The 14807-nt window shown below is 37.0% G+C and carries 13 protein-coding genes; 2 read left to right on the forward strand and 11 right to left on the reverse strand.

Annotation, left to right across the window (positions count from 1 at the left end):
• Positions 1–95: 95 nt before the first annotated feature.
• Genes WG932_RS06130 through WG932_RS06145 form a run of 4 tightly spaced genes read right to left on the reverse strand, consistent with a single transcriptional unit; the run spans position 96 to position 5852 of the window.
• Positions 96–710 (reverse strand): efflux RND transporter periplasmic adaptor subunit, encoded by a 615-nt coding sequence (locus WG932_RS06130; RefSeq protein WP_483087343.1) that lies wholly within the window; start codon positions 708–710, stop codon positions 96–98.
• On the reverse strand, positions 689–1183 hold the full coding sequence (locus tag WG932_RS06135; RefSeq protein ID WP_483087344.1) for a hypothetical protein: 495 nt from the start codon (positions 1181–1183) through the stop codon (positions 689–691). The genes WG932_RS06130 and WG932_RS06135 overlap by 22 nt, the downstream gene beginning before the upstream one ends.
• A complete protein-coding gene (locus WG932_RS06140) occupies positions 1173–4457 on the reverse strand; it encodes an efflux RND transporter permease subunit (protein ID WP_483087345.1) in 3285 nt (1094 codons plus the stop codon). The genes WG932_RS06135 and WG932_RS06140 overlap by 11 nt, the downstream gene beginning before the upstream one ends.
• 9 nt (positions 4458–4466) lie before the next feature.
• Positions 4467–5852, reverse strand: a complete 1386-nt coding sequence (locus tag WG932_RS06145; RefSeq protein ID WP_483087346.1) for a TolC family protein — start codon at positions 5850–5852, stop codon at positions 4467–4469.
• A gap of 161 nt (positions 5853–6013) precedes the next feature.
• Here WG932_RS06145 and WG932_RS06150 point away from each other — a divergent pair, with 161 nt between their 5' ends.
• Both WG932_RS06150 and WG932_RS06155 read left to right on the forward strand, forming a co-directional pair.
• Complete coding sequence (locus WG932_RS06150) at positions 6014–7060, forward strand: sensor histidine kinase (RefSeq protein WP_014022441.1); 1047 nt, start codon at positions 6014–6016, stop codon at positions 7058–7060.
• Entirely contained in the window at positions 7047–7748 is a 702-nt protein-coding gene (locus tag WG932_RS06155; protein WP_014022442.1) for a LytR/AlgR family response regulator transcription factor, read from the forward strand. The genes WG932_RS06150 and WG932_RS06155 overlap by 14 nt, the downstream gene beginning before the upstream one ends.
• Positions 7749–7935: 187 nt before the next feature.
• Here the strand turns inward: WG932_RS06155 and WG932_RS06160 are convergent, their stop codons facing one another.
• The 7 genes from WG932_RS06160 to WG932_RS06190 all read right to left on the reverse strand — a co-directional run bounded on the left by WG932_RS06160 (position 7936) and on the right by WG932_RS06190 (position 14772).
• On the reverse strand, positions 7936–9015 hold the full coding sequence (locus tag WG932_RS06160; RefSeq protein ID WP_149394172.1) for a restriction endonuclease subunit S: 1080 nt from the start codon (positions 9013–9015) through the stop codon (positions 7936–7938).
• Entirely contained in the window at positions 8999–9307 is a 309-nt protein-coding gene (locus tag WG932_RS06165) for a hypothetical protein (protein ID WP_483087347.1), read from the reverse strand. Before WG932_RS06165 ends, WG932_RS06160 begins: the two co-directional genes overlap by 17 nt.
• A 1021-nt stretch (positions 9308–10328) precedes the next feature.
• Positions 10329–10991: a hypothetical protein gene (locus WG932_RS06170; protein ID WP_483087348.1), complete on the reverse strand. Its 663-nt coding sequence runs from the start codon at positions 10989–10991 to the stop codon at positions 10329–10331.
• Between the two features lie 264 nt (positions 10992–11255).
• Entirely contained in the window at positions 11256–12338 is a 1083-nt protein-coding gene (locus tag WG932_RS06175; protein ID WP_483087349.1) for a restriction endonuclease subunit S, read from the reverse strand.
• Between the two features lie 122 nt (positions 12339–12460).
• Positions 12461–12586: a hypothetical protein gene (locus tag WG932_RS06180; RefSeq protein ID WP_483087350.1), complete on the reverse strand. Its 126-nt coding sequence runs from the start codon at positions 12584–12586 to the stop codon at positions 12461–12463.
• Between the two features lie 1404 nt (positions 12587–13990).
• Positions 13991–14173, reverse strand: a complete 183-nt coding sequence (locus WG932_RS06185; RefSeq protein ID WP_483087351.1) for a hypothetical protein — start codon at positions 14171–14173, stop codon at positions 13991–13993.
• 416 nt (positions 14174–14589) lie between these two features.
• Positions 14590–14772 carry a hypothetical protein gene (locus tag WG932_RS06190; RefSeq protein WP_483087352.1) on the reverse strand — a complete coding sequence of 61 codons (183 nt, stop codon included), beginning with the start codon at positions 14770–14772 and terminating at the stop codon, positions 14590–14592.
• Positions 14773–14807 lie beyond the last annotated feature (35 nt).

Below are 14807 nucleotides of genomic sequence, written 5' to 3' on the forward strand. Positions count from 1 at the left end.
ATAAGTTTGCTCATCTTATTGTTAATTAAAAAAAGGGCATAACTTTTTACAGCTATGCCCTTTTACAGGTAATAAACATAGTTGGTCAATAATTCTTATTCATTGATAAAGTCTCCATCCTTTATCTCCTCACTTGCTTCCAAAACTAGCTTTTCCTTCAATTTCAAATCTCCAAAAACCTCAAAGAATCCATCTGAGTCTCTTCCTACACTTACCGGAATACGTAAGGCTTTTTGGTTTTCATCTACCTTTATCACAAATTGACCTTCGGCGGAATCCATTAAAGCAGAGCTAGGAACTACAAATGTACTGTCTTTGGCATTCAGAGATAGATTCACTTCAGCCACCATACCCGGCAGTAGTTTTCCGTCCAAATTGTCAATATCCATTTCCACACGCTCAGACCGTAGCTTAAGATCCAATGCTCCAGACATCCTTGCTACGGTACCTTGAAATGTGTCCGGTAGAGACTTCACCTGAAAGCTGACTTCATCTCCTTCCTTTAAATATCCGGTAAATAGTTCGGGAATGGCTACAGCTAACCTCAATTTATCTTGTTGCTGTATGGTTAGCAAAGGCATATCTGAACCTTTTCCTGCAGGGCCTACATATGCACCTAGATTAACATTCCGAGTGGCAACAACACCATCAAAAGGAGCAATAATGTGAAGGTAACTTTGCATCACCTTTACTTCCTTATGGGCTGCCACTGCCGCTTGATATTGGGCAAAATCCGATTCTTTTTTCCCATTGCCATTTCCAGGTCATTGGTGGAAACGGTTCCTTCCACCTCGCTGGTTTTAAAAAGACGATTATAAGTACTTTCACTTGTCTTATAAATGGCTTCCATAGCTTTCAACTTGGATTCTGCAGCTGCTAATTGAGAGTTGATTTCCGGGGCCTCCAATACCACTAGTGAAGACCCTTTGATCACCTTCGTCCCAATATCTACTTTTAAGTCTTTAACATAACTGCTTACTTTTGCATAAATATCCACCTGTTGAAAACCGGTCAATTCTGCAGGCAAGCGTAATTTTGTAGTCAACTTCCCTTTTTCCAGAGAAAAGGTTTCAATTCTAGGTGTTTCCTCAACAAAAACCTCTGCCTTGTTTGAAGTACAACTGCTAATGAAAAGGAAGCCTACAAAAAGCGAAATAAGTGATTGAGTTGTTTTAGTTTTCATTTTTTGATTTTATTACCGGTATATAATGTATGCTTTCCTGGTCTTCTGGGTCTAAGGAAACGGAGTTTGTACTTGCTTTTTCTTGTGCCCAAGCAAATATTAAAGGTAATATGAGTAAAACCGTAAAGGTTGAAAAAAGTAACCCTCCAATAACTGCCCTACCTAAAGGTGAAACCTGATCTCCTCCTTCTCCATGCCCAATGGCCATGGGTAACATCCCTGCGATCATTGCCACACTCGTCATGATGATGGGGCGAAGTCGCAAAGCAGCTGCTTCTTTGGCCGAATCCAAGGCGTTTCCGTTTACAAGCCTCAGCTGTTCTGCATTGGTAACCAAAAGAATGGCATTGGCAATAGAAACACCAACTGACATGATTATTCCCATGTAAGACTGGAGATTAAGTGTGGACCCTGTAAGGGTTAACATTAATAAAGCACCCAATACTACCGCAGGAACAGTTGTCAAAATCACAAAAGAAATTCTGAAGGATTGAAAATTTGCGGCTAGCATTAAGAATATTAAAACAATCGCTACAAACAAACCTACCTGCAAGCTACTCAGGGTGTCAGTTAATACTTTGCTCATTCCTATGGTTTCCATAAATAAGCCACGTGGCAACTCTCCAATAGACCCAATTGCTGCAGAAACATCATTGGATGCTGTTCCCAAATCTGTTTGATGGATATTAGCTGTTACGGTAATATAAGGCATTGCCCCTACATTATCATTTTCTCCATTAACAGTAGTAGGAGTAATTGTGGCAACATCGCTTAGTACCGGTCGAATAGCATTTTTCATCAATGGAATTTCACCAATATCCGACTTGCTTTTCATTTGATTTAAAGGTACCTGCACTTGAACAGAAACAGAAATCCCGGACTTTTCATCAATCCAACTGTTTTTTTCCGTATACCTTGAAGATGAAGTGGAAGCAATCAATGAACGAGAAACATCATCCATATCCACACCCAATTCCGCCGCTCTGGTACGATCGATTTCAATGTCCATTGCGGGGTAATGAATGGGTTGCCCAATCTGTACGTCTCGCAAATAAGGTATTTTTTCTAGCCTTTCAATCAACTTTTTGGCATAAACTTCATTCCGTTTTTTATCTTTTCCTGCCACCCTCACCTCAATTGGTGTAGGAGATCCTTGACTCAGAACTTTATCCGTCAATTCTATGGGTTCGAAAGATAATTTTACTTCAGGAAGTATGACATGTGCTCTTTTTCGCAATTCATCTTTAAAATCATCCATGTCTACTTCATAGTCTTTTAAACTGACTTGAAAGACAGCTTCATGGGACCCGGCAGTAAAAAGGTAAATTGGATTGATTGAAAATTGCGAAGGATGCTGTCCTACATATACTGAGGAAATCCCAATGTGTTCTTCACCAACCATTTCATTCAGTTCATCCAACAAAAGAATTGCCATCTCTTCTGTCCGCTCAATGCGCGTCCCATCAGGTGCCCGCAATCTAAGTTGAAATTGGCTAGAATTCACCTTAGGAAAAACATCTTTCCCTATAGTTATGAGTAGCAAACCTGCAAGCAAGGAAATCCCTAAAAGATAAATGAGGGTTGTGGCTTTCCTGAAAGGAAACAACCTATCTAAGAAATGGATAAATTTTATGCGAAAGCGTTCAAAAAAACTAATTTTCCCATCACTATTTAAATCTTCCCGCTCAGCCATTTCTTTTTTCTGATCGATGGTATTTCTTTCAGACCCGAGGTCTATTCCTTTGGCATTAATAATTGTTTCATCATCTGAGAAACCCGCAGAATGAGCGATCTTGGGATGCTCTTTCATCAACCAGTTGGCCAATACAGGTACAAATGTTTGAGAAAGTAAAAAAGAAACAATCATAGAAAACCCTATGGCCATGGCTAAAGGCAGAAACAAGGCTCCAGGTATACCGGCCATCGTAAAGGCTGGGGCAAATACAGCTAGGATACTTAATAAGATAAGCAATTTGGGCAGTGCAATTTCTTTACAGGCATCCCAAATGGCAAGCGCTTTAGGTTTGCCCATATCAAGGTGTTGGTGTATATTTTCAATGGTTACAGTACTTTCATCTACCAAAATACCTATGGCCAAAGCCAAACCACTTAAAGTCATTAAATTAATGGTCTGACCAAACAATTTTAGAAATAAAACCCCTGCGATTATAGAAATTGGGATGGTCATGATCACTATAAATGCGGCCCTTTTATCACCCAAAAATAAAAGCACCATCAAACCGGTAAGCACTGCACCAATAACCCCTTCTGTCACTAAGCTTTTGACTGAATTAATCACATAAACGGATTGGTCAAATTCATAAGATAGAGTTATGTCTTCCGGCAATGTACTCTGGATCTTAGGTAGTTCCGCTTTTAATTTATTTACCACCTCCCAAGTAGAGGCATCGGCAGCTTTGGCAATATTGATATAAACCGATCTTTTTCCATTGACCAAAACATAACCACTGGTTACATCTGCCCCATCCTTTACAGTGGCCACATCACCTAATGTAAGGTTTTGAACAGCGCCTTTGAACAGAGGTATTTTTTCAAAATCTTTAATATCCTTAATACTCGTATTCGTAGGGGTTATGTAATTTAAATTTCCAATCCTCACGTTTCCTGATGGAGCTGTTTGGTTGTTTAAACGAATGGCTTCTACAATTTGATCGGGTGTTAAATTATGGGACCTTAATAGGTCAGGGTTGACATTTACCTCAATGGTTCGGGGACTACCTCCAAAAGGAGCCGGGGAAAGGAGTCCCGGTATAGACGTAAAATTCGCCCTCACATAATAATTGGCAAAATCTTGCAGTTCATTATTTGATCTGATTTTACTTCCCAAAACCAATTGACCTACAGGCAATGAAGAAGCATCAAATCGGATAATAAATGGAGGTTGAGTCCCCGGAGGGAAAATCACCTGAATCCTATTGGCAAGAGCGGTAAGCTCTGCAGCTGCCTGAGCCATATTGGTGTTTTCATAATAGGTCAACTTCATGATCATCAGACCCTGAATATTTTTCGTTTCAATAGATTTTACTCCATTAGCAAATGATAAAATATTGATATAGCCCTTGGCAAAATAAGACTCCATTTGATCAGGAGTATACCCTCCAAATGGATGGGCAATATAGATTACCGGCAAATTCATTTTAGGTAAAATATCTATCTTGATATCTTTAACGGCACCTATGCCAAAGAAAAACACCCCGGCAACCAGAACCAAAATTGAAATGGGTTTGCGAAGAGCAAAACGTATTAAATTCATTTGATTTAATTAAAATTCTTTTATAAATAATTCGAAATCACCAATGGCGGCAACTTTTACCAAGTAAGATTGCCATACATTAGTGTTGACTATATCACGGTCAATTTCAGCACGATTTAACAAGTACAAAGCTTGTGTCAAATCAGTTAAAGTGGTCAACCCGTTTTGGTACAAGGTCATTTTCTGCCTATAAGCCTGAGCTGCTGCTTTGACTTGCACCGGAGCCTCGGAATAATTTTCCATGGCAATTTTAATTTGTTCATCGGCCAATTTTAACTGTGATTGAATTTCTCTTTCCAATTGATTGTATTCTTCCTGAACCCCTTCAGCAATAAACTCTTGCGCTTTTACTTGCTTCTTTATTCTAAATGGTGTTGACAGGTTCCAAGAAATACTTGCGCCAAAAAGATAATTGCTTCTGCTGGGCTGGACACCATCCCAATAGTTTTTTGTAAAGGCATTTTGGTCTTGGGAATAATTGGAATTAAACCCTGAAGCACGGGATTGAAAAACTCCAAAAATACTCATACTTGGATAATAGAACCGCTTCGATAATTTCACTTGTTGATTGCTGAAATCTACCTTGGTCTGCAAAAACTTAAGCGATGGATGGGTTTCATGTACACCATCTATATCGATTAACAACTGTTTTGGAATTTGGCTTACAAATAAGGTGTCAGCTGTAAAATCTAAAGATGATACTCCCATTAAATCAATCAACCGATTGTTAAATTCCTTCACTTGAAACCTAGCTTGGTTTAAAGCTATCTTGGCTTTAGATACTTCAGCAGTGGCCATTGTGGAGTCTACACCTGCCTGCAATCCGTTTTTTACCCGAGCTGTAGCAGTGGTTAGGAAAACTTTAGCCCGCTCAAGATTTTTCTGCTGAGAGATCACCATGCGTTGACTCGCTAACAAGTTTAAATAAGCAGAAGTAATTTTAATTTTTAATTCAAATTTTTCTTGCTCCAGATCTTGTTCTTTAAGTCCAACATTAATTTTTTCTAGATTTATCTTTTGCTTTACTTTACCGAATGTGTAAAAATCCCAATTAACATTGCTCAAGTATTGGGCACCAAATGCTGCATTCCAGTTTTGCTCTGTTAAGGAGGGACCTGATGCAGCTGCATTACCTATCATCCCATAAAATGATCCATACTGTCCATTGACTGTACCATAAGTTTGTTGGGCTGAAATATTGATATCCGGTAAGTAGTCAAGCCTTGCTTGTTTCAACGTTTCCTCTGAAGCACTTGCATACTTTACTTTTGATTTGATTGCACCATAATTCTGAATGCCTATATCAATAGCATCTACCAGAGATAGGTCTTGCGCAAAACAACCAATAGAGCCGGAAAGGAATAGAATTAATGAGGTAATTTTTTTAATACACATAAAATCAAATATGAAATTCTGTATCAAAACTATAGCTAATCCGCTTATGATTCCCGGTTAAAGTGCTGTAGTAAAATCATAAATGACTAATTCAATTCGTCATTTAATCAAAAAAGTAAGTTTAATTTTTTTGTTCTTTGTGCCCTATTAAACCCAAACCTATGAATAAAATCATCAATGATCTCATGGACAATAAGTGGTGGCAAGAGTTCGCAGTCGTTGCTTTTTCTTTTACCATCTATACTCTCAAAAATGACTGGATGTTTATCAGCTCATTGGGCTCCATCATGTTGGGAGTGTTATTTTATATTATCCTTTATGTTCACGCCCAATTCAATCGATTTATTTTCCTACCGATACTCTTTAAAAAGCACAAACCGCTCATTTATATCTTTCTAACCATCATTGGGATATTTATTTTTTCGGTATTGCTAAACAAGCTAATGACCTTGAACATGTTTAGCCAATGCCAGTTGTACCAAAATTCCCATCAAAGGAGCTTTTCCTTTCAATTTGCCAGTGTATCAGGAACTTTAGTATGCATTTTAAGTCCTATAATTGTATTTAAGTTTTATAGAATTTATAAGGAGCAGACAGATAAGATTATTTTATACAACCAGATGCAGGTTAACTCCTTACGTACCCAGCTTAACCCACACTTTTTATTCAACACCTTCAATACCTTATATGGTATCAGCCTCCAATTTCCTGAAAGGACTTCAGATTTAATCATGAAAGTTTCACATTTGATGCGGTATCAAACGGAAAGTACCAACAAGCAATTTGTATGTTTGGAAAATGAATTGGATTTTATTAATAGCTATGTACAGCTGGAAAAGGAAAGGGTAGCTATGCGCTGTGACATTGCTTATAATTGTGAAATAGACAAGGCGAATGCCTATAAAATTTCCCCCATGCTATTGATTGCTTTTATTGAAAATGCATTCAAACATGGAACTTGCGCCATCGAAAAATGTTTTGTACACATAAATATTTCGGTAAAAAGTGGTTTATTGCACCTAAATGTAGTGAATTCCGTTCCAAAAGAATCAAAAGTTGTCTCTACCAATATTGGACTAAAGAACACCATAGCAAGGCTTAAGTTAACTTATGGAGAGGATTATACGTTGAACATTAAAAATGACCCAAAAACCTATAATGTTGATTTAAAAATACAACTTAAAATGGGTAAAAATGAAGGGAGTTAAAAAGTGTATCATCGTCGACGATGAACCTGCTGCCCACTACGTACTAATTAATTATATCAATCAAAATCCTCGATTAAATCTGGTTTTTCAGGCTTTCAATGCCATTGAAGCGATGAATTATATCCGAGAAAATAATATTGATTTGATGTTTTTGGATATCAATATGCCGGAAATCTCAGGCATTGATATGTTAAAAATCCTTTCCTCCCCTCCCCAAACTATCCTTACAACAGCCTATTCAGAATTTGCCTTAGAAAGTTATGAGTATGGGGTTCTTGATTATTTGTTAAAACCGATTGATTTGCCGCGTTTCTTAAAAGCTACAGAACGCTTTTTTGCGTCGGAAACTACACTTCCATTAATGGAAAAAAATTGGCCACAATCCATTACAGTGAAAGTTGATGGAGAATTTAAAGACATAAAGTTACACAAGCTAAACTATATACAAAGCTTTGGTAATTATGTGAAAATCCATAAAAATCAGAAAATTTGCCTGGCCTCCATTTCCACCACGGAATTTGAAAAATTATTGCCTGAGGAAAGTTTTATCCGCATCCATAAATCTTACATTGTAGCCATTGATAAAATAAAAAATGTAGACAAAGATTTTGTGGAAATTGAGGAAGAGAAACTACCTATTGGCATCACCTATAAAAGGCAACTTTTTGATCGCTTGAGGATAAATTAAAAGTTTGAATATATCCCATAAAATGGAGACAATTGTCATTTCCAAAATCGATTTTAAAATTATAATCTACACTGAAAAAGAACCTGATTACATTACAAATACCACAATTCAAGCAGAAGTACATCACTTTTTAAAGCTCCCATCAACAAAACACAACCTGAAAATATTTAAGTAATTTTGATAAAAATTATTCAGATGATTTAATTTTCGTTTTTATGAAATACAGATGAATAGGTTTGGGCAATAACATAAGCATAGATAGCGTACAAATTATAAATAAAACAATATGTGAATGTATTTGAAATGGCAACGGGTAATAATCAATTAAGATAAATCCAGAAAAAATTAAAAAGACAGTAATAAATACATTTTTGTTTTTGCTAAATATTTGTTGATATTTTTCTGAAACCTCTGAACTGTTGCTGAAATAGAAATACATGATATAAGGCAGAAAGACTAAAACGTGTGTGGTAAAAGCTATGTTTAAAGTCAATAATACTCCTAAATGAAACATAGCAGCAATACCGATAGATCTCAAAAATAAAGCAGACCAAAAAATGGTTAATATAAATCCAAGTTCAAAGATTAAAGTACTATAATCTAAAACTTTATAAATAAACAAATTGTTTATTTGAACAAACAATTCATTTAAGTACAATAGTTCTTGCCCTGAGTGAAATTTCCTTAATATATAACCTGCTGTAATTGAATACGAAGGATCTAACCAGTCACCCATCAACTTAGGCCAACCGGCGGTAAAATAGCCCCAACCCAATAAAAATGAGAAAAAGGACAATGGCCATCCTTTTGGTTTTAATTCGGTAGTATTAAAACTTAAGGAATCAATAGACAAAGCCCCTCCCCAATTGGTAAAAGCCATAAACAAAGGGAAGATAACTGCAAAAATATTATGGTCAATTTTCCCATAACTATATAGATAGGAATACCCAAAAAGTAATAGTAAACTAAATATAATTGATGCCAATTTGGTTCTAAAACCAACCAATAGGCAAACAAAGAATATCCTTACAAGTAAATCAAATGCCCACCAAAAATCATATGAAGTAATCAGTCCTAGAAACAAAGATAGGCCTAAAGGCGGGTCAAAAAACACCAGTGGAATATTAGCTATTTCTTTAAATTCAGGCAAACCATAAACAAGGTATCCTAGGCAAAATAAAATCCTTGATAAACCCAATTGAAAAAAATTGGGAGCCCAGGTATTGATAAGCCAGTTGTTAATTTTCTCGTTAATTGATGATATCATTATCAAATGTAAATTCTTTTTCTCTTACAAATTCCCTTTTCTGAAAGCCTTCAACCATGTCATAATAATCCTTGTATTCTTTTATTTTAAAACCTGTGACCTTATCAGACTCAAACGGTTTTTTTTCATACATCAGTTTAGGAATTATTTCATCAGCTCCTCCAACTACATCATTGGTAGTCCATTTTTTTATTACTTCACGGATTTTGGCTCCTCCCGGAATAGAAGATATTAATCTTCCTTTAGGAGGGTCGCGCTTTACATTTGCTTGGTTGAAAAAAATAAATTTCATGTTGCTTTTATACCTAATTAGATTATTCGGTTTAAAAAGCACTTTCAAATCTCCTTTCCAGCCACTTCTTCTTCGTATTTAAATAAACAATTTCAAAAGTAGCTTACCGATAAATTTCCGCCCTTTATGCCGCTTCCGGAAAAAGCCGGCATATTCGGGAACTTGGATAAGGTTCTCTCTCACTAATTTAGCATAAGCCATTGACACAAAGTAGAATAACCGTTAGGTAAAACACTAAAGTGATTTTATATTTCTTTATTAATTCGGACATTATTTAAATTATCAAAAAGTTTAGAGAATAAACAAAACTTAAAACAAATCTTGAATGGCTCTTTTGGCCGCATAATAACCACCCATTCCATTGTACCCCTCCTCGGTGAACAGACAAAAATGTAAATGTTTTGGGTAGATGTTACAAAGGACATATCTTGGCAATTCTGGCCAAGCAATTGGACCAATCCACAAGGCATGAATTCGTGTCTCCACCACGGCTTCGTGGGGTTGTAGTCTTCTGTATCTCCTTAGTATTGAAAGTATTAACCTGCCTGTGATGGTTTCCTTAAGAGCCGGGGCATATTCTCAATTTGGTTCTCTATCACTGTTGACATATCGACCTTTGGAACCGCGGTGCGAGCAATAAGCCCTTCAATATTGAAATCCCTCCGGGCTTGGTCATATCGATGAGCTTTATTGCGCCGCGCATCGGCCGGTTATCTGTATACTTCCCTTCCCGAAGTCAGCGCAGGTTGATATCTTCGAAGAATGTCCCTCCCAAGTGAACGGTACCCGCTCCTTTTAGCTCTTTTGACTGCCAGGAGTATGGGCTGAGAAAGTGCAAAGTCCATCTTAAATGCTCCATCCCATACCGATAACGATTCAGTTGCCAACGGTATAAACGAAAATTTTCCTCCGGCTATTTTCAATAGATTTTTGGACTCAAGTCAAACATTACCATTTGAGCATTGGGGATTTGACCAAAATCAGTAATCATCTTCCCTTTTCAATTTTACCTCCCAAGGACTCAAAATAATCGGCTAAAGCATTTGCCAAGGATTGTGAGCCACCTTTTAACATGGGCCAACCAACATGATGACCCGCAGCCATTAACACCATACCGATGGCAGAGGTAGTAATATTGGTCAAGGGCTGGATTCCATGAGCTGCCATCCCGGCCCATAGTGCACGGGTTTTGCTTCTTTAAATTTTTTTGGCAAGCATCGTAGCCGGCTGTAAGCACTATGAGGCCAAAACGGAGCAGCTTAATTGGATTGCTAGGAATTTTAAGTGGTGACAAAAAATCAGAAGACAAGCCCTCCCAATGCTCAACAAGAGGCTTCAATAAGTTAATATAGGTTTCCCTATCCCTTCCCAATTGATCTGCCGTTTCACTTAAGGACCGATGCAAGGATGCCACCGTTCCATCCGGTAATGGATGTCCTGCAGGGGTTATCAGGTGGATATATTCCAGTCCGTATTCTTCCAAAGGCAAAGTCTTGAAAAATGGTGCTGCAGCTGCCATGGGAATTAATTTGCAAGAACAAACATCATGTTTAAAACCGGGAATCGTAAGTTCCATGGTCCGCATGCCACCACCAATTGTTTCTTTTCCTTCAATTAGAAGAACATTTAATCCATGTTTTTTGTAAAACAATTGCTGCTGATAGTCCATTAGGCCCTGCCCCAACAACTACAGCATCATAAGTAGCATCCATAGGTAGTTATTTATCGTAAAACTACTATAAATATTAGTTCAAAAAAAGAGTAATCAGCAGTATTCAATAACATATACCTAAACAATCCTATTTTACTAGAATGGCTTTAAGAGAATACCCTTCTTAATGGAGAAATCTGCCATTTTTGAGGTTTTATCCTAAATTAATTAGAATATAATTTACAAAAAAGAACCGATTACCTCCAACAAAATCTCCATACAAAACCTGCCAATGCCCTAAGTAAATAATCGACTTGTTACTTTTCGCAAATACACATGTACAAAGTCTGGTAATAGCATAAAAAAGGAAGGAATACCTACCAAAAACAAAATCATATGTCTATGAAATTTAAATAACTGTGGATTGTAGTCAGTAATTATCCCAAGAGATAATACCACTAAGACAATTATAAAATACTTCCTTTTTTCAAGTAAAAATTTCTCAAATTTTTCAGAAGTTCGAGAGTTTCTATCAAAATAAAAATAAATTATATAAGGTAGAAACACCAATACGTGAAGTGTGAAAGGTATATTAACAGTTAAAAGTACTCCTAGATGAAACATTACTGCAACACCTACTGCTCTTAAATAAACCGCTGCCCAAAATATTGTGAGTATAAACCCTAATTCAAAAGCTAAGGTGCTGTAATCAAACACTTTATTGATGAACAAGCTGTTAATTTTAACAAACATTTCATTTAAGTATAAAGGGCCTGAGCTTGAATAATACCTTCTCAATATAAAACCGGCAGTACTAGAATAAGATGGGTCAAGCCATCCTCCTATCAGTTTCGGTAGTCCCGCTGTAAAATAACCCCAGCCTAACAAAAAAGAAAGAAAGGTCAATGGCCAGCCTTTTGGCTCCAATTGTAAGCCACCCTTCCTTATTGAATCAATCGACAAGGCCCCTCCCCAATTGGTAAACGCCATGATAATAGGAAATATCACCGGAAAAATATTGTGATTAATTTTCCCATAACTGTATTCATAGGAAAAACCAAAAATCAATAATAATCCAAAAGCAATGGATGATTCTTTGGTTCGGAAGCCTGCCAAAACAAGTACAAATACTATCCTGATAATTAAATCAAAATTCCACCAAAAATTTTCTGATGTAATTGGCCCCAATAACAAAGAAACACCAACAGGTGGGTCAAAAAATTCAAGGTCGTAGCCTGAAATTTGATTAAAATGGGGAAGGCCAACAACAATAAAACCGAGACAAAATAAAATTCTAGTTAACCCTAACTGGAAAAAAGTAGGTTTCCAAGTATTTTCTAGCCATTCTATTATTTTCTTACTGAATTTTAGAATCATCATTAAATTTAAATTCTTTGTGTTTAACAATTTCCCTGTACTGAAAACCATCTACAAGATGGTAATATTCTTTGTATTCATTGACAATAAACCCGGTCACCTCTTCTGATTCAAATGGCTTTTTTCTACATCAACTTTTCTGGGGTGCCGATCATCTCATTCGTCGTCCAATCCTTCAAAGTTTCATGCATCATCTGACCTCCAGGGATAAGGGATATTATCCTTCGCTTTTGCTTTTTGGATTCTTCCAAGTTTGTACCTCCTGATTAAAAAAAACGAAGTGCATGTTGTTTCTATACTCTTGACTAAATTGACGGGATTAAAAATTTCTTTAAATCTCCTTTCCAAACCTCTTCCTCATTATTCAAATAAATCATCAAAATAATCTAGCAGCAAAATGCCTTCATTAATACCACTTCTTGTAAACGTTGCCATATTCAAACTAGATAAGGTCACTAACTAATCGTGCAAACACCATTGAAATAAAAAGTAATAAAATTGTTATATAAAACAATGGCGATTCTATATTCCTTCAATAGATTATACATTTCTTTATGTTTTTTAATATAATTTTATATATAAAAATCAATAAAACTTAAAACAAATCTGAATGTGTTTGGCTGCATAGCCCACCTATCTCCCTCCCATGTACCCTCCCGGAGGAGTTGAAGCAGAACAAATGTAAATGTTTTTGTTCGGATGTTCTGTAGGGAGATATCCTTACAGCCGGTCTGGTAAACAATTGGGACCAATCCTGAACACCTAATCGATGTCACCAATATAATTGGGGTTGTAGTCCTCGTCTCCTGGTATTAAAAGTATGCTTACCTTATGATGGTTTCCTTAAAGCTCCGGGGCATATTTCTCAATTTGGTTCTCAATCACTGTTGACATATCAATTTGTAAATCAGAGGGTAGCGCGACAACAGTTTCCAACCCGTATGAAACTCCTCCGGAGAGCGGGTCGTATCAAATAGGCTTTTGTTGCGCCAAAAGCACGTATGGGTTATCTGTATACTCTTCCCAAGTCAGCTGAATTTGATAAGGGACTTTCAAGGCGTCCTCCCCAAGTGAACGGTACCCGCTCCTTTTAGCTCTTTTGACTGCCAGGTATGGGCTGAGAAAGTGCAGTCCATCTTAAATACTCCAATCCCATATCATGGTAGCGATTCAATTGCCACCAGAGTAAACTTGAAAATTTCCTCCGCCATTTTCAATAGGATTTTTTGATCCAAGTCAAACATTACCATTTGGCAATGATTTGACCAAAAATCAGTAATCATCTTCCTTTTTCAATTTTACCTCCTCAAGAACTCAAAATAATCGATAAAGCATTTGCCAAGGATTGTGAGCCACCTTTTAACATGGGTACAACGAACATGATGATCTGCAGCCATTAATGACTCATACCGATGGCAGAGGTAGTAATATTGGTCAAGGGCCGGGATTCCATGAGCTGCCATCCCGGCTCCAGTGGTAAGTGCACGGGTTTTGTTTCAATCTTTTGGCAAGACTGTAGCCGGCCAGCAAGGCACTGAGGCCAAAACGGGCAAGCTTAATTGGATTGCTAGGAATTTTAAGTGGTGACAAAAATCGGAAGAGCAAGCCTCCCAATGCTCAACAAAAGAGGCTTCAATAAGTTAATATAGGTTTCCCTATCCCTTCCCTAATTGATCTGCCGTTTCAATGACCGATGTAAGGATGCCCCCGTTCCATCCGGTAATGGATGTCCTGCAGGGGTTAACGGGGTGGATATATTCCAGTCCGTATTCTTCCAAAGGCAAAGTCTTGAAAAATTGCTGCAGCTGCCATGGGGTGAATTGCAGAACAAACATCAAGGTTTAAAACCGGGAAGCGTAAGTCTCCATGGTCCGCATACCACCACCAATTGTTTCTTTTCCTTCAATTAGAAGAACATTTAATCCATGTTTTTGTAAAACAAATTGCTGCTGATAGTCCATTAGTTTAGCCCTGACCTAAACAATCACAGCATCATGGGTAGCGCATCCATAGTGTTATTTATCGTAAAACTACTATAAATATTGGGTTCAAAAAAGAGTAATCAGTAGCATTCACTAATAACATATACCTAAACAATCCTATTTACTAGAAATGGCTTTAAGAGGATATTCTAATGGAGTAAAATCTGAACATTTTTGAGGTTCTATCCTACCACAGTTGGTATAAAAAGGTTCTCGTTCTGGTGGTCTCAAAATTGATGTATTTTTTGCAAATAAAAATTTTAGGATTGAATCTACTTTTTTGTTTGAAACCTTTTAAACCCATAATAGCTCAAATAAAACCATACTATGGCAGCCCCAATTGAGGTATAAAAACCGACATCAAAAGGATAAAAAGATCCAAAAGAACCGAAAGTCATCAATAAAATTGCCATACCCATACTAGCAATGATAAACCGCTTTCTCAATTCCCCCATTTTGAAGTGATCATTTATTAACCAACATAAAATTC

It is taken from the genome of Cyclobacterium sp. SOCE241, assembly GCF_056867545.1.